The sequence below is a fragment of the Amycolatopsis speibonae genome (genome assembly GCF_042647925.1).
GTDB classification, from domain to species: Bacteria; Actinomycetota; Actinomycetes; order Mycobacteriales; family Pseudonocardiaceae; genus Amycolatopsis; species Amycolatopsis speibonae.
The window spans coordinates 635,391-656,061 of sequence record NZ_JBHRWK010000014.1 but is presented as its reverse complement, the minus strand read 5'-3'; the positions used below and the strand labels follow the sequence as shown (position 1 = coordinate 656,061).

Sequence of the window (20,671 nt, the reverse complement as noted above, 5' to 3'; positions counted from 1 at the left end):
ACTTACCGCCGAAGTGCCGCCGGTGCGTCAGCCGGAACCGAAGGATTCTTCGGCGCGATCGGCTCGACACGCGCGTACGCCGAGTCCTGCGACGGGCGATTGTCCTTTTCGCCCTTGTTCGGCCACAGCGAGAACGCCCGCTCGGCCTGCGCGGCGATGGTCAGCGAGGGGTTCACGCCGAGATTGGCCGTGATCGCCGAACCATCCACAATGGACAGACCGGGGTAGTTGAAGACCCGGTGGTACGGGTCGATCACGCCGTCGTCGGCCGTCGTCCCGATCGGGGCGCCGCCGATGAAGTGCGCGGTCAGCGGGATGTCGAAGATCTCGCCCCAGGTGCCGCCCGCCATCCCGCCGATGCGCTCGGCGGTGCGGAGGTTGGCCTCGTGCCCGGCGGGGATGAAGCTGGGGTTCGGCTCGCCGTGGCCCTGTTTGGAGGTGTACTTGCGGCGGCCGAAGAGACCGGGCTTGGTGTAGGTGGTGATGGAGTTGTCGAGGCTCTGCATCACCAGCAGGATCACCGTGCGCTCGCTCCAGCGGTAGCCGTTGAGCAGCTTCACCGTCTGGACCGGGTGTTTGAGCATGAAGTTGACGGCCTGGCGCCAGCGCGGGACCGCCGAATCGCCTTCGGTGGCGATGGTCTGGAGCAGGCTCATCGCGTTGCTGCCCTTGCCGTAGCGGACGGGCTCGATGTGCGTGTTGTCGTCGGGATGGATCGACGACGTGATCGCGACGCCGCGGCTGAAGTTCCGCTCCTCGTCGACCGAGGTGCGAGCGGCGCCGATGATGGCCTCGGAGTTGGTGCGGGTCAGTTCGCCGAGGCGCGGCGAGAGCTTCGGCAGCTTGGCGGTGTCGCGCATGCCGTGGAGGAGGTTCTGCGTGCCCCACGTGCCGGCGGCGAGCACCACCTGCGCGGCGGTGAGCTTGTGCCGGAACTTCCGCGAGGTGGTCCCGGTCTTCTTGATGCTCACCTCGTACCCACCTGCGTTTAGCGGGCTAATCGCGCTCACGGTGGTGAGGGGGATGACCTGCGCGCCGTCCTTCTCCGCGAGGTAGAGGTAGTTTTTGACCAGGGTGTTCTTGGCGCCGACGCGGCAGCCGGTCATACAGGCGCCGCATTCGGTGCAGCCGGTGCGCGCCGGGCCCGCGCCGCCGAAGTACGGGTCCTCGGTGCGCTCCCCCGGCTTGCCGAAGTACACGCCGACGGGCGTCGGGTGGTACGAGCCGGGGACGCCCATGTCCTCGGCGACGCCCTTCATCACGACATCCGAGGGCGTGACGCTGGGGTTGGTGACGACGCCCAGCATGCGGCTGGCCTGGTCGTAGTGCGGACCGAGTTCGGACTCCCAGTCGGTGATGTGGGACCACTGCGGGTCGACATAGAACGGCTTCAGCGGGCGGTACAGCGTGTTCGCGTAGACCAGCGAGCCGCCGCCGACGCCCGCGCCGGCGAGCACCATGACGTCCTTGAGCATGTGGATGCGCTGGATACCGAAGCAGCCGACCTGAGGCGCCCAGACGTAGCGGCGGAGGTCCCAGGACGTCTTCGCGAACTCGTCGTCGGCGAAGCGGCGGCCCGCCTCGACGACAGCGACGCGGTAGCCCTTCTCGGTCAGGCGGAGGGCAGCGACACTGCCGCCGAACCCGGAGCCGACGACGATCACGTCGTAGTCGAAGTCGTCTTCAGTGGTGGTGTTACTGGCAGTCACACCCTCGACTGTAACCCCGGCCACCTCTTCTGACCAGAGGTAAGTTACTGGCCAGTCACCTGCCACCGTCTGCGCGAACGCGGCTGGGGCATCATCGGCAGGTGGATTCGGACGCCCGGGTAGCGGTCGCCCTGACGCGTGAGGAGCGCACGGTTCTGTGCTGCGGCCTGGCGGAATGGGCGTACGCCTCCGGTCGCCAGAGCGACTTTAGCGGGCTAAACGCGAAACAGGAGGGACGCATGGGGCTACTGAGGCACGTGACGCAAAGCGGCCCGGATCGCGTTTAGCGGGCTAAACGCGATCCGGGCCGAGAGCGAGCGTCAGCGGCGGACGGTCAGGCCGACCCGCTGGAACTCCTTCAGGTCCGAGTAGCCCGTCTTCGCCATCGCGCGGCGAAGCGCGCCGAAGAGGTTCACGACGCCCTCAGCGTCCGAGGACGGCCCGAAGAGCAGCGTCTTGAGGTCGACGGCGTAGTCCGGCCCCAAGGCCACGCGCGAACGCGGCAGCGACGGGTGCGCGGCCGCCGACGTCCAGTACAGCCCCTGTCCCGGCGCCTCCGAGGCGGCGGCCAGCGGCGCGCCCAGCATGACCGCGTCGGCACCGCAGGCGATGGCCTTGGCGATGTCGCCGGACACACTCATCCCGCCGTCGGCGAGCACGTGCACATACCGGCCGCCGGTCTCGTCGAGGTAGTCGCGGCGCGCGGCCGCGGCGTCGACGATCGCGGTCGCCATCGGCGTCCCGATCCCGAGCACGCTGTCGGTGCTCGTCACCCCGCGGCTCGCGCCGTGCCCGACGATGACGCCGGCCGCGCCGGTGCGCATCAGGTGCATCGCGGTGCGGTAGTCGCTGACGCCGCCCGCGATCACCGGGACGTCGAGGCGCCCGATGAAGTCCTTCAGGTTCAGCGGCTCGACATCGCGCTGGACGTGCTCGGCCGAGATGATCGTGCCCTGCACGACCAGGATCTCGACGCCCGCCGCCAGCAGGTCCGGCGTGAGTTCGGCGGCGTGCTGCGGGCTGACCCGCGCGGCCACGGTGACACCGGACTCGCGGACGGTCTTGATCGCCTCGGTCAGCAGGTCCAGCCGGATCGGGGCGGAATGCAGTTCCTGCAGCTCACGCACGATCGCGGTCGGGTCCTCGGTGTCCTCGGCGGCCCGGACGAGGCGGAAAATCGCCTCCTCGACGTTCGGGTGCCGGGCCCAGAGCCCTTCGGCGTTGAGGACGCCCAGCCCGCCGAGCTCGCCGACGGCCACCGCGGTCCCCGGCGACACGATCGCGTCGGTGGGGTGCGTGACCAGCGGCAACTCGAAGCGGTACGCGTCGATCTGCCACGCGGTGGACACGACCGAAGACGACCGGGTGCGCCGCGACGGCACGATCTCCACGTCATCGAGGTCATACGCCCGCCGCGCGGTGCGGCCCATGCCGATCTCGACCAGATCCCGCACGTCAAGTCCCTTCTCACCGACGACCGTTACACCCCATTGTCGCTAGGCCGCGTGGGTGACCTGCGCACGGGGCACCCGAACCGGGCCCGAAGTCACACCAGCCCCATTAGCCCCACCCGTTTCGCGATTAGGGGGCTAAAGGCGCTCGGGTGGGGCGGGTGGGTGCGTGGGTCAGAAGGAGACCTTCTCCACGGAGTCGGTCCGGAGGACGGATTCCTGCGAGAAAGCCTTCTTGTAGTCGGTCCGGATCTCCTCGATCTCCCGGTTCGCGTCGCGGTCGCTGAACGGGTACACGACGACGATCACCTTCGACTTCTCCCGCGAGATCTTCCCGTCCGAGCCGCGCCACTGGCCGCGCCCGGTCAGCTCGGTGAACCCGTCCGGGAACCTCGGCGTGACGACCTTGTCGGTGAACGCGGTGAACTCGGCGTCGGTCAGCTCCCCGCCACCCGGCTTCGTCGTACCGAAGTACAGCTCGGTGCGCTTCCACAGCTCGCCCGGCGACGCCTGGAGACCGGCCGTCTCGGCGGCCTGAGACGCGGCAGGCGCGGCGGAGGCACTGGGGACGGCCGAAGCCGCCACCCCTCCGCCGAGCCCGAGGGCCGCGGCTGCGAAGACGGCCAGCGCGGTCCGCCGTGAGGTGGTCGGCGAGAGAGACATCGGGTTCCTCCCGGGAGACTTGATCAGCGGACCAAGTCTCCCGAGAATGGAAACGGATGCGTAAGTGTCCTAAAGGGCGGACTACCGGGTGGTGTAGTTCGGCGCCTCGACGGTCATCGTGATGTCGTGCGGGTGGCTCTCCTTGAGCCCGGCCGCGGTGATCCGCACCAGCTGCGCGTCCTGCAGTTCGGGGATCGTCGACGCGCCCGCGTAACCCATCCCCGACCGCAGCCCGCCCACGAGCTGGTGGACGACGTTCGCGAGCGGCCCGCGGAACGGGATCCGCCCCTCGATGCCCTCGGGGACCAGCTTGTCCTCGCTCAGCACGTCGTCCTGCGCGTAGCGGTCCTTCGAGTAGGACTTCGCCTGGCCGCGCGACTGCATGGCGCCGAGCGACCCCATGCCGCGGTAGGTCTTGAACTGCTTGCCGTTGACCAGGATCAGGTCACCGGGCGATTCGGCGGTGCCCGCGAGCAGGCTGCCGAGCATCACCGTGGACGCGCCGGACGCGATCGCCTTCGCGATGTCACCCGAGTACTGGATGCCGCCGTCGCCGATCACCGGGATCCCGGCCGGGCGAGCGGCCTGGTCGGCCTCGTAGATCGCGGAGATCTGCGGCACGCCGACCCCGGCGACGATGCGGGTGGTGCAGATCGAGCCGGGCCCGACGCCGACCTTGATCCCGTCCGCGCCCGCCTCGACCAGCGCCTGCGCACCGGCCCGGGTCGCGACGTTGCCTCCGACGATGTCGACGGTGTCGCCCAGTTCCTTCTTCAGCAGCGCGACCGTCTCGACGACGGCGCGGGAATGCCCGTGCGCGGTGTCGACCATCAGCACGTCGACCCCGGCGTCGGCCAGCGCCATCGCGCGCTTGTGCCCGTCCGGCCCGACGCCGACGGCGGCACCGACGATCAGGCGGCCGTTGGTGTCCTTGGAGGCGTTGGGGTACTGCTCGGTCTTGACGAAGTCCTTGACCGTGATCAGCCCGCGCAGCTTGCCCGCGCCGTCGACGATCGGGAGCTTCTCGATCTTGTGACGGCGCAGCAGGCCGAGCGCGGCCTCCGCGGTGACCCCGACCTGCGCGGTCACCAGCGGAAGCTTCGTCATCACCTCGTGCACCGCACGGGTGAAGTCGACCTCGAACCGCATGTCGCGGTTGGTGATGATGCCCACCAGTGTCCCGGCGGCGTCGGTCACCGGCACACCGGAGATCCGGAACCGCGCGCACAGCGCGTCGACCTCGGCGAGGGTGTCCTCGGGCGAGCACGTGACCGGGTCGGTCACCATGCCTGCTTCGGAGCGCTTCACGACCTCGACAGCGGACGCCTGGTCGTCGATCGGCAGGTTGCGCTGCAGTACGCCCATCCCGCCCTGGCGCGCCATCGCGATCGCCATCCGGCCTTCGGTGACCGTGTCCATGGCGGCGGAGACCAGCGGGATGTTCAGGGTGACGTTGCGCGAGAGCCGGGTGCGGGTGCTGACCGCACTGGGCACCACGTCGGACTCGGCCGGCAGCAGCAGCACGTCGTCGAAGGTCAGCCCGAGCATCGCGAACTTGCTCGGGACGGGGGCGGTGACGCTGTCGCTGGTCATAGCAGGCGAAGGGCCTTCCTAGCGGTGATAAATGGGAACCGCCGCGGCTGGTGGCATCACGGCGGGGGCCTGCCCCTCATGATATCCGGGCCGGGCGGCCGCCCGGCCCGGGTGGGCGCCCGGTAGCGTGCAGGCGTGCCGCAAGATGCGTTGCCCCCAGACCCGTTCGCGGATGACCCGGACGACCCGGCCCGCGCGTTCATCGACGACGCCGACCGGCTCGACGAGCCGATCAGTGACGACGAGCGCACCGAGTTGCTGGCCGACCTCTCAGATCTCGCCGTCTACCAGGCGCTTCTCGAACCGCGCGGGGTACGCGGGATCGTGGTCGACTGCGGTGAATGCGACGAACCCCACTACCACGACTGGCATCTGCTTCGCGCCAGTCTCGAGCAGCTGCTCGCCGACGGCCGCATGCGGCCGCACGAGCCCGCGTTCGATCCGAACCCCGGTGACTACGTGAGCTGGGACTACTGCCGCGGCTTCGCGGACGGTGTCACGGCCAACGAAAGCGCCTACTGATCGCGTTTAGCCCGCTGAAGGCGATTTGAGACAGACGCGGAAAGGGCCTGGTGAGAGAGATCTCACCAGGCCCTTTCCGCGTTCTGGGGTGTTACGGCGTCTCGGCCGCGACGGCGGGCGCCTGTGCGCCGGCGCCCGGCGACGGCTCGTTACGCGAGCCACCAGGGTCGTTGCCCGAGGCCGGCGGTGTCGTCGACGTCGTGGGCGGCGGCGGTTCGCTGCTCGATGTCGGCGGAGTCGGTGATGGAGTCGTGGTGCCCGGCAGGGTCGTGCCGGGGTTACCGCCTCCGGGCAGCGACGTCGGTGGAGCGGTCGGCTGCGGAGTGGGCGGCGGAGTCGTCGCGACCGGCGTCTGCGTCGGCGACTGCTGATCCGAGGGCAGCGGCTGCTGGCCAGGGTTCTGCAGCTGAGCGCTCAACTGGCGGTGCTGCTCGAGCAACTGGTCGCGGTTTTCGTCGTCGGTCACCTGGCTCAACGCGGCCTGTGCCTCGTCGAGCGCCTTGCGCGCGTCGTCGAGGCGCCCGCCGGCGAGCGCGAGGTTGGCCTTCTCCAGATCGAGTTTGGCCGCGGCGGCAGCCTCGACCGACCGGGCATGGTCGGCGTAAAGCACCTTTGTCAGGCCCCAGAGCGTGTCACCAGGCTGCGCGTCCTTCGCGGCGAGACCGGTACCGGCGAAGGCGATGGCCAGGACGGCCGCGGCGGCGGCCACCGGGACCAGCAGCCGACGTCTTCCTCCGTGTTTGCGGGCGAGCGCGGCTGTCTTCACGGTGACGACGGCGGTGTCGACGTCGACGAGTTCCGCGAGCGGTTCGCTGTCGATGTCGCGCCGCCAGGCCAGCAGCAGCGCGTTGAGCTCCTGATCGCCGAGGTCGTCGGCCATCTTCGGATCCGGGCCACCGAGCGCGTCGAGCAGCGCGTCATCGGCCTGAACGGCCGACAGATCAGCAGCGAACTCGGCCTCGGAGGACGTCAGCCCTCTCTCGAAGGCCGTCAGCTCACGATCGGTCCCAGGAGAGAACCGATGGTCGCGGTCGGTCACTCAGATCACCTCCTCAGCGGCCAGAACCTTACGTAGGCGCGCCAAGGCGCGATGCTGGGCCACCCGGACGGCACCGGGAGTGGACCCCACGGCCTCGGCCGTCTCTTCGGCGGACAGTCCCACGACCACGCGCAGGACCACGATCTCACGCTGTTTGTCGGGAAGAACCCGGAGCAGCTGCGACATGCGCTCGTTCAGCTCGCCCTGAAGGGCACGCTGCTCGGGACCGACGCCGCCCTCGATCTCGTCGGGGACTTCGGCGACCGGTTCGGCGCGGTTGCGGGCCGCGGCGCGATGCGCGTCGGCCACCTTGTGCTGGGCGATTCCGTAGACGAAGGCCAGGAACGGGCGGCCCTGATCACGGTACGAAGGCAATGCCGTGAGCACCGCGAGACACACCTCCTGAGCAACGTCGTCTGCGGAAGCGAACGAACGCTCCTGCCTGCCAACCCGAGCGCGGCAGTACCGCACTACCAAAGGACGGATGGCCGCCAGCAACCGCTCGACCGCTTGAGGATCACCCTCAACAGCAGCGGCGACCGGCTCATCCAGTCCGTCCCCCACATTGGCCATCGCAGACAACAGTCCCAGTGTTACGTATAGGTGTGCAAAGAGTCCGGCGTGTGACTTCGGAGGCCGCTACCGGTGAACAGCTACCGTACCGCTCAGGCCCACCGCCTTCGTTGACGGCCACCATCGGCGCGCCGCCTTTTCGGCGAGCGCGCTGACAACCCGGATCTTCACCGGTTCCCTTTCGCTCGTATTCGAACCTTCAACGAGCCGGAACGCAGTGGGGTACGGCGGTCCGCCCGGAGGCGGACGCGCTCGGGCAAGAGTGCCCGAGCGGTGAGCATAAATGCGCGAAGCGTGACAGGGAACACAGGTACGGGCCAGGGGTACTCCCCCGGCCCGCTCGTCACCCGTTGTGCCATCAAACCGGCGAAATCAAGAAACCATTGTCAGGAAACAAGTCCACGACGGAATCCGTGGGCGACCGCCTGAGCACGGTCCCGCACGCCAAGCTTGCGGAACAAGCGGCGCGCATGGGTTTTCACGGTGTCTTCGGACAAGTACAGCTCGCGGCCGATCTGTCCGTTGCTCTTGCCCTGGCTCATCCCGCGGAGCACCTGAAGCTCGCGCTCGGTGAGCTGGACGCCGGGGTCGGACGGCTGGCGCGGCGCCGGCACCGAGGTGCTGGCGAGGGTGTGCGCCAGTGCGGCGACCAGCTCGGGACGCGAGGCGTCCCAGCGCAGATAGCCGCGGGCTCCGCCCGCGATGGCGGCGGCGATGCTGCCCGCATCGTCCGGGGCGCCGAACACGATCACATTCGCTTGGGGGTTCGCCGAGACGAGCCGCCGGGTGGCTTCGACGCCAGTCGGGACAGCGCGCTGGGTACCGACCAGCACGACGTCGACCGGCTGACGGGAGTACCGGGCCAGCAGCTCGTCACCGTGCGCTACGCAGTCGATGCGACTGACCCCTGGGACCGCGGACATCACTCGAGTGAGCCCTTCGCGGACACTGCGTCGGTCGTCGCAGATCAAGACCGTCGTCACGGGGTTTCCTTCCTGCAGCCGGGTGACATTCCACTTCCCCTATCGGACGCTTTAGCCCGAACCTTGACACGATCCGGTGGCTTTTTTTGAAGTTTCTTAGCCCGGTTGCCGGAATGGGCCCTCCAACAGGCTAGACGCCCTCAGAGGGGGACCCATGGAGATTCCCGGGCGAGCCACCTCCCGCAAGGATCTGCGTGCCGTAACACTGCGTGCAACAGTTCGACCCCTCTGAATCGATACTCATCGGCGTGTCCTGCCCCGAGGTCAGCCGCGACCAGGCACGCCACCCACAGAAGTGAATTGAATTCGTATTTTTCGGCGGTTTCGCGCGCGCTCTCGACCAGCGCTTTCGCCCGGTCCCGCTCAGCGGAACTCCCATTCGCGATCGTCACGCCGAGTACAAGCCGCGATTTGACGACATGTCGGCAGGCACCCCGCGCCCGCGCTGTTTCCAGCGCCATTTCCGCAGGTGCGATCGCCGCGCCGGAAATGTTACTCGCCAGTTCGATTTCCGCGCCCACCCAACCGGCCCTGGTCCGGCTACGCCAGTTGCCGGTGTGCGCCTCCGCACGCGCCAGCAGCCGCCGGGCCGCTGTCAGCCTGCCGCGCCCGAGGTTGTCGGCCGCGAGACCGAGGAGGGCGTCCGCCCGCGCTCCCTCGGCGTCCAGGCCGTCGGGGTCGGGCTCACCCCGCGGCCGCGCGATCGCCAGCGCGAGCGCCTCACCGTCGAGGACGAGGGCCGCCGCGTGCCCGCCCAGCTGCCGTCGATGCGACGCCAGCGTGCTCGCGGCCAACGACGCGACCACCGGATCTTTGCCCGCGCGCAAACCGTTCAGCAGGGTGGCCGCGGCCGCGTACCGGCCGCGGCCGCCGAGACCGATCGCGGCGAGCAGCCGTCCACGAGGTGACGCGGGCACCGCGAAGGGGTTCGGGGGCGGCACGCCGTCGCCGAACGCGGCGGACCGCAGGGACGTTTCCATCGGTACTTTCTATCGTCTGGCACCGACAAGAACGTGCTCGATCCGGTCGGCGGCCGTCGTCAGCTCGCCGAGCAGTTCGATCTTGTCCGGGAGCGTGGCGGGATCCCAGCCCGGACCGCAGGCGAACAGCCTGCTGCGCTGGCGGCCGCGGGACACCCTGGCGAACAGGCGCGGGTCCGCCGTCGCCTGCCGTCCCGACCACAGCACCACCGCCGCCGGAACGCTGCGGCGGACAGTCACCGCGAGCACTTCGGCCGGTAGGGAGGCACCGAAGAGCTGGGCACCGATCCGGCGGCCCCCGAGCGCCGCGGCGAGGGCGTACATCGGCAGGTTGTCGCGCTCGTCCGGCACACAGGTCAGCAGGACCGGCCGCTGGTTGCGCGGTTCGCGGAGCACCGGCGTCGCGCGGACGAGGGCGGCGTACACGCATTCGGCGAGCAGGTACTCGACTTCCGCGCCCGCGCTGACCCCGCGCCAGCGCGCGCCGAGCGCGGTCAGGACCGGCGAGACGACGCCTGTCCAGGCGGGGAGCACGCCGAGTTCGCGGATCGTGTCGGCCAGCATGCGCTGGACCGCGCCGAAGTCCATCGCGAGCGCTGCCGTGCTCAGGCGTCTGGCAAGGCGTGACGGGACGTCGTGGTCCTCGGCTGGCTGCGCGGCCGCCTGTTCCTCCACTTGGACCACAGGGGATTCCGGGGTCTCCCTGGCCGTCCGGGGCATCTGTTCGAGCGCGTACTTCGCCGCCTCGGCCGTCGAGGCGCCGCGGAGCAACGCACGCTGCATCAGTTCGAGACGGCCGATGTCAGAGCTGCCGTAGCGGCGGTGGCGGCCGTTGGTGTGGCGGCTCGGCCCGACGCCATATCTGCGGTCCCAAGTGCGGAGGGTGGACGGTGCGACCCCGAGCCGGCGAGCGACGGAGGCCACCGGCAGGGTGGGTTCTTCACTGCTGATCCGAGATCCCACTCGACCCAATATCCAGGCAGGCCGGGGCGGCGGCAACCGGAACAGAAAGTACTGCTCACACATCCGGGGGATGCCTAACGGCTGAATCGTCCTGAATCCCTTGAACAAGTATTGGCGCGCTTCTAACGTTACCGCCGTTGCACCGAATGGAGTATCCGCAGCGCAGCAGAGCAGGTAAACGCTTCGACCGGATGACGGAGGCGGTCAGGATGGCGGACACACGCAGGCTCCCGGGACCCAACGCGGATGTGTGGGACTGGCAGCTGGAAGGGTCGTGCCGGGGCATGGACAGCGCGTCCTTCTTTCACCCTGACGGCGAACGCGGGCCGGCAAGAGCCCGACGCGAGGCGAGGGCGAAAGCCGTGTGCCTGGCCTGCCCGGTGCTGGCCATGTGCCGGAACCACGCGCTCGCCGTGCACGAGCCGTACGGGATCTGGGGCGGGCTGTCGGAGTCGGAACGCGAGCACATCATCAAGGCGGACAAGCGCACATTGAGCATGTCGACCGGCTGATCCTGCCGGGTCGGCACCACGGAAGGGCGGCATCCGGGTGGGGTGCCGCCCTTCCGCTCGTCCAGGCCCGTGCGCGTCGCGATTAGCCCGCTAAAGTCGCTCTGCCCCGCCGCCGCGCGCCCCCTGCCGCCGACCTGCGTTTAGCCCCCTAATCGCGATCCACCGTGGGCGCCGCTCCCCGCCCGCCGGATCGCGTTTAGCCCGCTAAAGTCGCTCCGCCCTGCGGCAGCCCCCGGGCCCCGGATCGCGTTTAGCGGGCTAAACGCGATCCGGACGCAAGGGGGGGCGGGGACAGCAAAGCGGGGCGGCACTCCGGGTGGAGTGCCGCCCCGCTTCGGGGGTGGAACTAGTGCGCGTGGCCGTGACCGGCCGCGGCGGGCTCCTCGCTGACCGGCTTCTCGACGACGGAGCTCTCCGTCGTGAGCACGAGCCGGGCGATGGAAGCGGCGTTCGCCACCGCGGACCGGGTCACCTTGACCGGGTCGACGATGCCGGCGGCCAGCAGGTCGGTGAGCTCACCGGTGGCGGCGTTGAAGCCGTGCCCCCAGCTCTGCTCCTGGACCTTGTTCACGATGACCGCACCTTCGTGGCCCGCGTTGGTCGCGATCCAGAACAGCGGGGCGGACAGCGCGTCGCGGACGATGCGCACACCGGTCGCTTCGTCGCCCTCGAGGCCGAGGCCGTCTTCGAGCTCCTTGACCGCGTGGACGAGCGCCGAGCCACCGCCGGGCAGGATGCCCTCTTCGACGGCCGCCTTGGTCGAAGCCACGGCGTCCTCGATGCGGTGCTTACGCTCGTTCAGCTCGGTCTCGGTGGCCGCGCCGACCTTGATCACCGCGACACCGCCACCGAGCTTCGCCAGCCGCTCCTGCAGCTTTTCGCGGTCCCAATCGGAGTCGGTGTTCTCGATCTCCTTGCGGATCTGCGAAACGCGCGCGGCGATGTCGTCCTTGGTGCCGGCACCGTCGACGAGCGTGGTGTCGTCCTTGGTGACGACGATCCGGCGGGCGTTGCCCAGCTGGGCGAGCGTGGTCTCGGACAGCTTGTGCCCGATCTCGGCCGAGATGACCTCGCCACCGGTGACGACCGCGAGGTCGTCCAGGAACGCCTTGCGGCGGTCACCGAAGAACGGCGCCTTGACCGCGACGGCGGTGATCGTCTTGCGCAGCGAGTTCACCACGAGGGTCGACAGCGCTTCGCCGTCGACGTCCTCGGCGATGATCAGCAGCGGCTTCTTGGCCTCGACGACCTTCTCCAGCACCGGGAGCAGGTCGGCCAGGGACGAGATCTTCTCGCGGACGAGCAGGAGGTAGGCGTCCTCTAGGATCGCCTTCTGCTCTTCCGGGTTGGTCGCGAAGTGCGCCGACAGGAAACCCTTGTCGAACTGCACACCCTCGGTGATCACGAGCTCGGTCGCCAGCGTGGACGACTCCTCGATCGTGATGACGCCGTCTTCGCCGACCCGCTCGACGGCCTCGCCGAGCAGGGCGCCGATGGCCGCGTCACGCGAGGTGACGGTGCCGACCTGGGCGATGTTGTCGCGGCCCTTGACCGGGGTCGCCTTCTCCTTGAGTACCGCGATGACCTTCTCCGCGGCGGCCTCGATGCCGCGGCCGACGGCCGTCGGGTTGGCACCGGCGGCGACGTTGCGCAGGCCGACCTTCACCAGCGACTGCGCGAGCACGGTCGCGGTCGTGGTGCCGTCACCGGCGACGTCGTTGGTCTTGGTGGCGACGCTCTTGGCGAGCTGGGCGCCGAGGTTCTCGAACGGGTCGTCGAGCTCGATCTCGCGAGCGACGGTGACGCCGTCGAGGGTGATGGTCGGGCCACCGAACTTCTTGTCGAGCACGACGTGGCGACCGCGCGGGCCGAGGGTGACCTTGACCGCGTCGGCGAGCTTGTTCACCCCGCGCTCGAGCGCGCGACGAGCGTCCTCGTCGAAACTGATCTGCTTGGGCATGCCTGTTCCGCTTACCTTCCAGTCTTACTGCTCGGAAAACACGAACGCCCCGTTCCCCGGCAATGCGGGGCCCGGGGCGTCATGCGCTGAGAGCGGACGTCAGTTGATGACGGCCAGCACGTCGCGGGCGGAAAGGATCAAGTAGTCCTCGCCGTTGTACTTCACTTCGGTGCCGCCGTACTTGGAGTAGATGACGACATCGCCGACGGAAACGTCGAGCGGGACGCGGTTGCCCTTGTCGTCGATGCGGCCCGGGCCCACGGCCAGAACCTTGCCCTCCTGGGGCTTCTCCTTGGCGGTGTCGGGGATGACGAGGCCGGAAGCGGTCGTCTCCTCGGCCTCACTCGTCTGGACAACGATCTTGTCCTCGAGCGGCTTGATGTTCACGCTCACCGGGTTGACCTCCACGGTCGTCGAAAGCGTTGGCAGGATGAATTACGGCTCCTACCACCCCCGCCGTCGCGGGTGCCGGGGCGTGTTCGGGCCGTGCAATTAGCACTCTAGCCATGTGAGTGCCAGCTTCGCAAGGAGGGTCCGCTCACTCTGCGGAAACTTGGCCTCCGAGCGCCTGACCGGCCGTTTTGCACCGCGCTGGTTCCGGGCCGCGCGCTCACCGACGTGCCCGTCCGGTGACGGCGTCTTGGCCCATAGTGCCAAGTTCGGGCGACGCGTGGGGCCTGGCCGCTAGCTTTTGACCGCGACAGGGCCGGACCGCTTCACCAGGGGAGGACGATGTCGCTGCTCCTCGCGCGGAACAAGCTGCCCGTGTACCTGCGCTTGATGCGGGCGGACCGGCCGATCGGCGCGCTGCTGCTCCTGTGGCCGACGTTGTGGGCGCTGTGGATCGCGACCTCGGGTGCGCCGTCGCCGTTAATCCTCGCCGCCTTCGTCGTCGGGGTGTGGCTGATGCGTGCGGCGGGCTGTGTGGTGAACGACTACGCGGACCGCGGGTTCGACGGTCGCGTCAAGCGCACCTCGAATCGTCCGCTGCCCAGCGGCGCGGCGACGGCGAAGGAAACGCGCTACCTGTTCGGCGTCCTGGTGCTGCTCTCCTTTTTGGTGGCCACGACGCTCAACACCTTGACCGTCGTGCTCTCGGTGGCGGCACTGGCGCTGGCGTGCGCGTACCCTTCGCGAAGCGCTACACGCATCTGCCGCAGGTGGTGCTGGGCGCCGCGTTCGGATGGTCGATCCCGATGGCTTTCGCCGCCTCGGGGGAATCCCTGCCGCCGGTCTGCTGGCTCCTGTTCCTCGCCAATCTCCTGTGGGTCGTCGCGTACGACACGCAGTACGCCGCTGTCGACCGGGACGACGATCTGAAGATCGGCGTGAAGTCCACGGCGATCCTGTTCGGCCGCCACGACAGGCTGGCCATCGGCGTCCTGCAGGGCGCGATGCTGGTGCTCATGGTGGTGATCGGCCGGGTGTGCTCACTCGGCTGGGAGTTCCACCTCGCCGTTCTGGTCGCGGGCGCGCTGTTCTTCCACCAGGGCAGGCTGACGGCGCGGCGCGAGCGCGACGGCTACTTCCGGGCGTTCATGAACAACAACCTGGTCGGCCTGGCGCTCTTCCTGGGCCTGCTGGCGGATCGCGTTTAGCCCGCTAAACGCAGGTCGGACGGCCGGATCGCGATTAGGGGGCTAAACGCAGGTCGGTGAGGGAGGCGACCAGGGCATCGGGGCCGAGGGCGGCGAGGGCCCGGCGCTTGGCGGACGTCGTCGCGAGAGCGATCGAGGCGACGCCGGCGGCGCGAGCGGCGAGGACGTCCGCGGCCGAGTCGCCGACCATGACGCATTTACCGGGCGAAGTTCCGAGAGCCTTCACCGCGGCGTCGAGGAGCGCCGAATGAGGCTTCAGATGCGCGGGGGCGCTCGTCGTCCGGGCGCTGATCCGGCGAACGTGCTCGGCGAGTTCGTGCATGCCCAGAAAGGACCTGATCGCGTCGACGGAGTTGTTGCTGACGATCGTCACCGTGAACCCCTGCGCATGCCACTCGCGAAGCACTTCCGCGACGCCGGGAGCCGGGTGGATCTGCGCGACGGCCTCCCCCTCCAAGCGGCTGAACTGCCGCTCCACGACGCGTGCGGCGTTCGGCCCACACGAGGCCGCGTACCGGAGCACGTCGAACGGGTCGGCGGAAGCACTCACTTCAGCGGGCAGATCGGGTCCGACGAGGTGTTTGAGCCTCTCCGCCACCTCGCTCGCCGTCAGCCTGGCGAACACGTCGCACACCGGACCGTCGAAGTCGAGGAAGACGTGGTCCTTCTCCTGCAGAAGCCCCTTCACCCCAGTCATGCCCCCACCTTGCCACCGACCTGCGTTTAGCCCCCTAATCGCGATCCGGAGGGACCTTACGGAAGGGGCGGGTTTCTGGTTAGGTTCCGACATTGGGGTCGGTCCTGTTCAGCAGACCTAGACACTGGGGGTTAACGCCCATGCCGCGTCCCTTCCGTCCCGTTTCCCTCGAACCGCTCCGGCGCCGGTCCAAACGGACCGCCGGGCTCGCGGTCCTCGCCCTCGCCGCCGGTCTCCTCGCCGCCGCCCCCGCCGAAGCCGCCCCGGCGGATCAGCAGCGTCAGCGGGACTTCGCGGCCGCCGCGCGGGAGTTCGGCGTCCCCGAGCACGTCCTGCTCGGCGTCTCCTTCCTGGAGTCGCGCTGGGACTTCAACGCCGGCACCCCGAGCACGTCCGCCGGCTACGGCCCGATGCACCTGACCGACCTGCGCGAAGCGGGCACGGGCACGCATCACGACGAAGGCGGAGAGGATCCTCGCGGCGACGACGCCCGCCGGGCGAAACTCCCCGTGACACCGCCGCCGAAGCCTCCCCCGCCCGGCCTCCAGTCCATCGACGAGGCCGCCGCGTTGACCGGCCAAGACGTCGCGACGCTGCGCACGGACACCACGCAGAACATCCGCGGTGGTGCCGCGCTGCTGGCGAAGTACCAACGCGAAGCCGGGGACTGGTACGACGCCGTCGCGCGCTACAGCGGCGAGAAGGACGCGGCCGGAGCGCGGTCCTTCGCCGACGAAGTCTTCGACACCATCTCCAAGGGCGTCAGCCGCAAGACCGACGACGGCCAGAACGTCACCCTCGCTGCCACACCCGTGAGCCCGGTCCGCGCGCAGGCGGAGAACCCGAAGACGGAGTGCCCGAAGAAGGTTTCGTGCCTTTCGGTGCCGGCGCCGTATCAGGAGTTGCCGAACAACGACTACGGCAACCACGACAAGGCGGACCGGCCGAAGAGCCAGAAGGTCGAATACATCGTCATCCACGACACCGAGGGCTACTGGGACACGGCGATGGACCTGGTCCAGGACCCGACGTACGTGAGCTGGCACTACACGATCCGCTCGTCCGACGGCCAGATCGCGCAGCACGTCCCGACCAAGGACGTCGCCTGGCACGCGGGCAACTGGTACGTCAACGCGAAGTCCGTCGGCATCGAGCATGAGGGCTTCGCCGCGAAGGGCACTTGGTACACGGAGGCGATGTACCGCACCTCCGCGAAGCTCGTCGGCTACCTCGCGCGGAAGTACGACATCCCGCTCGACCGCGCGCACATCATCGGCCACGACAACGTCCCGGGCACGATCCCCTCGACCATCAAGGGCATGCACTGGGATCCGGGCCCGTACTGGGACTGGTCGCACTACTTCGACCTGATGGGCGCGCCGCTGGCCGGCTTCGGCCGTCCCGGTTCACCGCTGGTGACCATCACGCCGGACTTCGCCACGAACCAGCCCGCGTTCACCGGTTGCGAAGCCGGCGGGAAGCCTTGCCCGGCAAGGGGTTCCGGTTCGGTCGTGCTGCGCAGCGAGCCGACCGACTCGGCGCCGCTGCTCAAGGACATCGGCCTGCGCCCGGACGGTTCGGCGAGCACGATGGACGTCTCCGACATCGGCAGCCGTGCGGAGACCGGCCAGCGGTACGTGGTCGCCGAGCGGCGGGCGGGCTGGACGGCGATCTGGTACCTCGGCCAAAAGGGCTGGTTCCGTGACGCGCGCACGACCAGCCCGGCGTTCGGCCTGGTCGTCACGCCGAAGCCCGGTCTGGCGACCGTGCCGGTGTTCGGGCGCGCCTATCCCGAGGCGGAGGCGTACCCGGCGAACGTGCCGGTGCAGCAGGTCGTCCCGCTGCCGTACACGTTCTCGGCCGGGCAGCGGTACTCCCTCGGCACCATGCTCGGCTCCGAGTACTTCTCGGCGACGACGTTCGACCCGGCGGACCACGTGGTCGTCAAGGGCAAGACGCGGTACGTGCAGATCCAGTTCGGGCACCGCATCGCCTTCGTGAGGGCGGACGACGTCCGGATCCTGCCCGCCTTCTGATCCCCTCACCTCCCGCGCCGGATCGCGTTTAGCCCGCTAAACGCGATCCGGCGCGGGAGCGGGTCAGGAGTCCAGGGCGACCTTGACCCCGGGGGCGTGCTCGGTGTTCCGCCGCGTCTTCGACCAGCCGTTCCGGCCGCGCACCAGGCGGAACAGCGCCCGCCACGACGTGATGTAGAACGTGTAGATGTACAGCGCGTAGGCGAAGCCCATCCCGAGCCCGCGCAGGAGATTGCGGCTCTTCAGGCATTTGAACTGATAGATCGGGCCCCACACGATGAACGGCAGCAGCCCGAACGAGCCGTAGATCGCGAACAGGATCCACGCGCCGTCGTCGGCGAACCAGGTCCACACCTGCGCCGGATCCCCCGCGGTGCTGAAGAGCAGCAGGATGAACGGGATCGGGTACAGCAGCGAGCCGAGCAGCTGCATCCACGGCTGCGCGAGGTAGTACATCATCTCCGCCGCGCCCAGCGTGCTCACATGCGGCGAGTCCCAGATCCGCCGCAGATACCGCGAACACTGCATCGTCCCCTGGCCCCAGCGCGTGCGCTGCACCAGGAACCGCCGCAGGCTGTACAGACCTTCTTGTTTCACATGGGAATCCGGCGTGTATCCGGTCCGCCAGCCCGCGGTCAGCAGGTGCACGCCGAGTTCGAAGTCCTCCAGCAGCGAACCGCGCCACGGCTGTTCGTCCTCCCCGGCGATCGAGTCCAAGGCGGACAGTCGCGTGAACTGGCCGTTGCCGCCCATGGAGATCGTGCCGGTGAACCCGCGCGAGGTCTGGATCGCCGCGATGGCCGTGCGGAACTCGAGATCCTGCATCTGGGCCAGCTTCAGCCCGAAAGCGCGCGAGAACCAGCTCCTCCCCGGCGGACGACTGTCGGCGTTGCCCATCCAGACGTCGAGCTGCACCGCACCGATCGTCCCGTCGCCGAACAGATGGTCCGCGGCGCACACTTCGAGGCAGTTCTCCGCCGGGCGGCCGTCCGCGTCGACGACCACGACGACCACGTCGTCACGGCTCTCGTCCGGGCCCATCCAGAAGTTGAGCGCCTGATAGGCGGCGTTGAGCGCGTCGCCTTTGCCCGTCCTGGCCTCCGGGCGACGCCGGGGAACGAGGTGCAGGTACGGGTCGTAGCCGCCGTTGCGCCGCCAGATCGACTTGACCACCCGGGCCGTGCGGTCCTCGGAGTCGTCGTCGACGACCCAGACGTGCGCGTGCCGGAACGTCGAACGCAGGTACCGCACCGTTTCGCGGATGACGGTCTGCTCGTCCCGGCACGGAACGAAGAAGTGCCAGGTGAAGTCGGCCGCGTCGCCGACGGGCGCGGGTTTGCGCCGCAGGTACGGCACGACGATCACGACCACGTACACGATGAACGCGACGCTCATGGTGAGCGCGAACGCCTGGGTGATCGCGAGAAGGATCTTGATCGAGCCGGCGCCCATCAGGCGGCCTCTCGCTCGGCGCGGGACTTGCGGGTGCCCAGCCAGACGAACAGCACGAGGGCGATCGCGCCACCGAGGACACTGACCATCGAACCGAGCAGAGTGTGCCCCCAGTAATAACCTTCGTCCACTCCGAGCCAGTTCACCAGGCCGACGATCGCCAAAACCCTCATCTGATTGACAAGAATGACCACGGCCGCCGAAATGGCCAACGAGGAGAACAGTCTCTTCGCATTTCTCGGGCGGAAATACAACATGACGGCGGTCACCAACAACAAGGGCAGCAACATGAATGCCGACGAGCATTCCGGCGTCATTCTTAACCCGAGTGGAGTATCGCCCGACAACCCAAAGTAGACAGTCTCGCGTTCACCGGCGACGAAGACACCCGATGTGGTGATAACCCTCAGTATCAGCCCCGCGAGCTGGACTTCGAATACCCGATACAGGCGCTCGGCCAGCACCAGGGCGACCGCGACGGCGATCACCGCCAGTACCGCCAGACGCAGCGGGAATCGACTGGAACTGGGCAAAGGAGCGCTCGCAACGGCCACGGTGACCCTCTCAGAAAAGGCGCAGCGGACGACGGTATCCGGCGAAGCGGACAGGGACCTCGCCGACGAGAGTAAGTCAGCGAGAACCCACCCTTTCGACCGGGGTTCGCATTCACAACATGATCATGAGCCCTTTCGGCACGATCGTGGAGAAACTGACTAGGCCGAAAGAGTGATGCACCCGGCGACCTGCGGGAAATGTGCTCAAGACCACCTGATCCGGTGATCCTCGCAATTTTCTGTTCAATTTGAGAAACACTCGGCGATAGACGATCCGCGAGCCGATTCAGGCCTGCTGAGGATTCGTCCGTAAAGGTCGTGCCCACGTGCCGACCGCAGCTGAGAGAAAACCCCCACGAATCAATTCGGAGGACCAGTTGAAGAACACGCACCTCTTGCGACGAGGCGGACTGCTCGCCGCTGTGGTGGCGAGCGTGGCTCTCGCCGGTGCGGCGCCCGCCTCGGCGGCCCCCGGTGACGGCTCCGCGTACGGCGTCAAGGTCGATGTGAAGCTCCTCGGCGCAGACGCGGTGAAGGCCGGGCCGCTCGCCGAGGCGAAGACCTCCGGGCCGACCACCAGCAGCCTCGCGAAAGCCAACCTCACCGGTGTGCTCACCGCGGGCGCGATCAACACCGAAGCCAAGCGCGACGACAACTCCGGTGCCGTGACGGCCAAGGCCAGCACCGCCGATGTCGGTCTGCCACTGCTCAAGGGCGCGCTCGGCGACGTCGGCGTCAAAGTCGTCGAAGCCACCTGCACCGCGACCCAGAAGGGCGTCCAGGGCGCGACGAACCTGGTCGGTGCGAACCTCGGCAGCGCGGGCGCCGTCGATGCGACACCGGCCCCGAACACCCAGGTCAAGGTCGGTCTCGGCGCGGTCAACGTCGCGACGATCATCCTGAACGAGCAGATCAAGAACAGCGACGGCAGCCTGACGGTCAACGCGATCCACGTGAAGCTGCTCGGCGAGGCGCTCACCCCGCTCGGCTCCGGCGACGTGATCGTCTCGTCGGCCACCTGCGGTCCGGCCGGTCTGCCCGTGCCGCTCGCTTCGGGCGCGGGACTGTGGATCGGTCTCGGCCTGCTCGGTGCCGTCGCCGTGCCGGTCGGTATCCGCGTCGCTCGCCGCCGTCGTCCGGCGACCACCGCCTGACCAGGGTGAAGTGAGGTCGAAATGTACAAGTTGCCTGGCGCCGGAGTAGGCGTCGCCGGTGGCGGGGTGGGTGCCCTCGCCGCCACCGGGGCCGATGTCGGCTGGTGGCTGGCCGTCGGGGTGACCCTGCTGGTTCTCGGAACCATCGCGGTCATCGCCGGCTACCGCCGCACGAAACGGCTCGGCGGACTGGGGAGCTGACGCTCCCGGAACTCCAGCGGCCGCCGGCGTG

19 protein-coding genes and 1 pseudogene are annotated in these 20,671 nt (G+C 68.7%); 6 read left to right on the top strand and 14 right to left on the bottom strand.

Annotation, left to right across the window (positions count from 1 at the left end):
- Positions 1 to 2: 2 nt before the first annotated feature.
- The 4 genes from ACFOSH_RS11255 to guaB form a co-directional block, all read right to left on the bottom strand.
- The gene (locus ACFOSH_RS11255; protein ID WP_378238674.1) at positions 3 to 1,709 is read right to left on the bottom strand and encodes a GMC oxidoreductase; all 1,707 of its coding nucleotides are present in this window, start codon (positions 1,707 to 1,709) and stop codon (positions 3 to 5) included.
- A 320-nt stretch (positions 1,710 to 2,029) separates the two neighbouring features.
- Positions 2,030 to 3,163 (bottom strand): GuaB3 family IMP dehydrogenase-related protein, encoded by a 1,134-nt coding sequence (locus ACFOSH_RS11250; RefSeq protein ID WP_378238672.1) that lies wholly within the window; start codon positions 3,161 to 3,163, stop codon positions 2,030 to 2,032.
- Positions 3,164 to 3,334: 171 nt separating this feature from the next.
- Complete coding sequence (locus ACFOSH_RS11245) at positions 3,335 to 3,823, bottom strand: DUF3574 domain-containing protein (RefSeq protein WP_378238671.1); 489 nt, start codon at positions 3,821 to 3,823, stop codon at positions 3,335 to 3,337.
- A gap of 81 nt (positions 3,824 to 3,904) precedes the next feature.
- On the bottom strand, positions 3,905 to 5,416 hold the full coding sequence (gene guaB / locus ACFOSH_RS11240; protein WP_378238670.1) for an IMP dehydrogenase: 1,512 nt from the start codon (positions 5,414 to 5,416) through the stop codon (positions 3,905 to 3,907).
- A 135-nt stretch (positions 5,417 to 5,551) separates the two neighbouring features.
- Between guaB and ACFOSH_RS11235 the strand changes: the two genes are divergently transcribed.
- On the top strand, positions 5,552 to 5,938 hold the full coding sequence (locus tag ACFOSH_RS11235) for a DUF5319 domain-containing protein (protein WP_125788872.1): 387 nt from the start codon (positions 5,552 to 5,554) through the stop codon (positions 5,936 to 5,938).
- 91 nt (positions 5,939 to 6,029) lie between these two features.
- Here the strand turns inward: ACFOSH_RS11235 and ACFOSH_RS11230 are convergent, their stop codons facing one another.
- From ACFOSH_RS11230 to ACFOSH_RS11210, 5 genes are all read right to left on the bottom strand, one after another.
- A complete protein-coding gene (locus tag ACFOSH_RS11230) occupies positions 6,030 to 6,977 on the bottom strand; it encodes an anti-sigma-D factor RsdA (RefSeq protein ID WP_378238669.1) in 948 nt (315 codons plus the stop codon).
- Positions 6,978 to 7,550, bottom strand: a complete 573-nt coding sequence (locus ACFOSH_RS11225; RefSeq protein WP_037314832.1) for a sigma-70 family RNA polymerase sigma factor — start codon at positions 7,548 to 7,550, stop codon at positions 6,978 to 6,980.
- 386 nt (positions 7,551 to 7,936) lie between these two features.
- The gene (locus tag ACFOSH_RS11220) at positions 7,937 to 8,533 is read right to left on the bottom strand and encodes a response regulator transcription factor (protein WP_003073605.1); all 597 of its coding nucleotides are present in this window, start codon (positions 8,531 to 8,533) and stop codon (positions 7,937 to 7,939) included.
- A 140-nt stretch (positions 8,534 to 8,673) separates the two neighbouring features.
- Positions 8,674 to 9,513, bottom strand: coding sequence for a hypothetical protein (locus ACFOSH_RS11215; RefSeq protein WP_378238668.1), 840 nt, complete (start codon positions 9,511 to 9,513; stop codon positions 8,674 to 8,676).
- Positions 9,514 to 9,522: 9 nt separating this feature from the next.
- Entirely contained in the window at positions 9,523 to 10,437 is a 915-nt protein-coding gene (locus ACFOSH_RS11210) for a MerR family transcriptional regulator (protein WP_378238833.1), read from the bottom strand.
- 248 nt (positions 10,438 to 10,685) lie between these two features.
- Here ACFOSH_RS11210 and ACFOSH_RS11205 point away from each other — a divergent pair, with 248 nt between their 5' ends.
- A complete protein-coding gene (locus ACFOSH_RS11205) occupies positions 10,686 to 10,988 on the top strand; it encodes a WhiB family transcriptional regulator (RefSeq protein ID WP_378238667.1) in 303 nt (100 codons plus the stop codon).
- 346 nt (positions 10,989 to 11,334) lie between these two features.
- Here the strand turns inward: ACFOSH_RS11205 and groL are convergent, their stop codons facing one another.
- Both groL and groES read right to left on the bottom strand, forming a co-directional pair.
- Complete coding sequence (gene groL / locus ACFOSH_RS11200) at positions 11,335 to 12,948, bottom strand: chaperonin GroEL (RefSeq protein ID WP_378238666.1); 1,614 nt, start codon at positions 12,946 to 12,948, stop codon at positions 11,335 to 11,337.
- A 99-nt stretch (positions 12,949 to 13,047) separates the two neighbouring features.
- Complete coding sequence (gene groES, locus ACFOSH_RS11195; RefSeq protein ID WP_007031106.1) at positions 13,048 to 13,341, bottom strand: co-chaperone GroES; 294 nt, start codon at positions 13,339 to 13,341, stop codon at positions 13,048 to 13,050.
- A 339-nt stretch (positions 13,342 to 13,680) separates the two neighbouring features.
- Here groES and ubiA point away from each other — a divergent pair.
- A pseudogene (ubiA, locus tag ACFOSH_RS11190) lies at positions 13,681 to 14,546 on the top strand (4-hydroxybenzoate octaprenyltransferase).
- Positions 14,547 to 14,580: 34 nt separating this feature from the next.
- Here ubiA and ACFOSH_RS11185 read toward each other — a convergent pair.
- A complete protein-coding gene (locus ACFOSH_RS11185; RefSeq protein WP_378238665.1) occupies positions 14,581 to 15,243 on the bottom strand; it encodes an HAD family hydrolase in 663 nt (220 codons plus the stop codon).
- Between the two features lie 140 nt (positions 15,244 to 15,383).
- Between ACFOSH_RS11185 and ACFOSH_RS11180 the strand changes: the two genes are divergently transcribed.
- Positions 15,384 to 17,279 (top strand): N-acetylmuramoyl-L-alanine amidase, encoded by a 1,896-nt coding sequence (locus ACFOSH_RS11180; RefSeq protein ID WP_378238663.1) that lies wholly within the window; start codon positions 15,384 to 15,386, stop codon positions 17,277 to 17,279.
- A 63-nt stretch (positions 17,280 to 17,342) separates the two neighbouring features.
- Here ACFOSH_RS11180 and ACFOSH_RS11175 read toward each other — a convergent pair whose 3' ends face one another.
- Together ACFOSH_RS11175 and xrtP are read right to left on the bottom strand one after the other, a co-directional pair.
- Complete coding sequence (locus ACFOSH_RS11175; RefSeq protein ID WP_378238662.1) at positions 17,343 to 18,731, bottom strand: glycosyltransferase; 1,389 nt, start codon at positions 18,729 to 18,731, stop codon at positions 17,343 to 17,345.
- Entirely contained in the window at positions 18,731 to 19,234 is a 504-nt protein-coding gene (gene xrtP, locus ACFOSH_RS11170) for an exosortase P (RefSeq protein WP_378238832.1), read from the bottom strand. The genes ACFOSH_RS11175 and xrtP overlap by 1 nt, the downstream gene beginning before the upstream one ends.
- Positions 19,235 to 19,662: 428 nt before the next feature.
- Between xrtP and ACFOSH_RS11165 the strand changes: the two genes are divergently transcribed.
- On the top strand, positions 19,663 to 20,439 hold the full coding sequence (locus ACFOSH_RS11165; RefSeq protein ID WP_378238661.1) for a choice-of-anchor P family protein: 777 nt from the start codon (positions 19,663 to 19,665) through the stop codon (positions 20,437 to 20,439).
- A 21-nt stretch (positions 20,440 to 20,460) separates the two neighbouring features.
- Positions 20,461 to 20,640, top strand: a complete 180-nt coding sequence (locus tag ACFOSH_RS11160; protein WP_378238660.1) for a peptidase — start codon at positions 20,461 to 20,463, stop codon at positions 20,638 to 20,640.
- Positions 20,641 to 20,671: the final 31 nt, after the last annotated feature.

Bases quoted from the DNA above. Each gene is read 5' to 3' on its own strand.
- ACFOSH_RS11245 (WP_378238671.1), bottom strand. From the start codon at position 3,823: ATGTCTCTCTCGCCGACCACCTCACGGCGGACCGCGCTGGCCGTCTTC.
- ACFOSH_RS11180 (WP_378238663.1), top strand. From the start codon at position 15,384: ATGCCGCGTCCCTTCCGTCCCGTTTCCCTCGAACCGCTCCGGCGCCGG.
- guaB (WP_378238670.1), bottom strand. From the start codon at position 5,416: ATGACCAGCGACAGCGTCACCGCCCCCGTCCCGAGCAAGTTCGCGATG.
- groL (WP_378238666.1), bottom strand. From the start codon at position 12,948: ATGCCCAAGCAGATCAGTTTCGACGAGGACGCTCGTCGCGCGCTCGAG.
- ACFOSH_RS11225 (WP_037314832.1), bottom strand. From the start codon at position 7,550: ATGGCCAATGTGGGGGACGGACTGGATGAGCCGGTCGCCGCTGCTGTT.
- ACFOSH_RS11160 (WP_378238660.1), top strand. From the start codon at position 20,461: ATGTACAAGTTGCCTGGCGCCGGAGTAGGCGTCGCCGGTGGCGGGGTG.
- ACFOSH_RS11205 (WP_378238667.1), top strand. From the start codon at position 10,686: ATGGCGGACACACGCAGGCTCCCGGGACCCAACGCGGATGTGTGGGAC.
- ACFOSH_RS11185 (WP_378238665.1), bottom strand. From the start codon at position 15,243: ATGACTGGGGTGAAGGGGCTTCTGCAGGAGAAGGACCACGTCTTCCTC.
- ACFOSH_RS11215 (WP_378238668.1), bottom strand. From the start codon at position 9,513: ATGGAAACGTCCCTGCGGTCCGCCGCGTTCGGCGACGGCGTGCCGCCC.
- ACFOSH_RS11175 (WP_378238662.1), bottom strand. From the start codon at position 18,731: ATGGGCGCCGGCTCGATCAAGATCCTTCTCGCGATCACCCAGGCGTTC.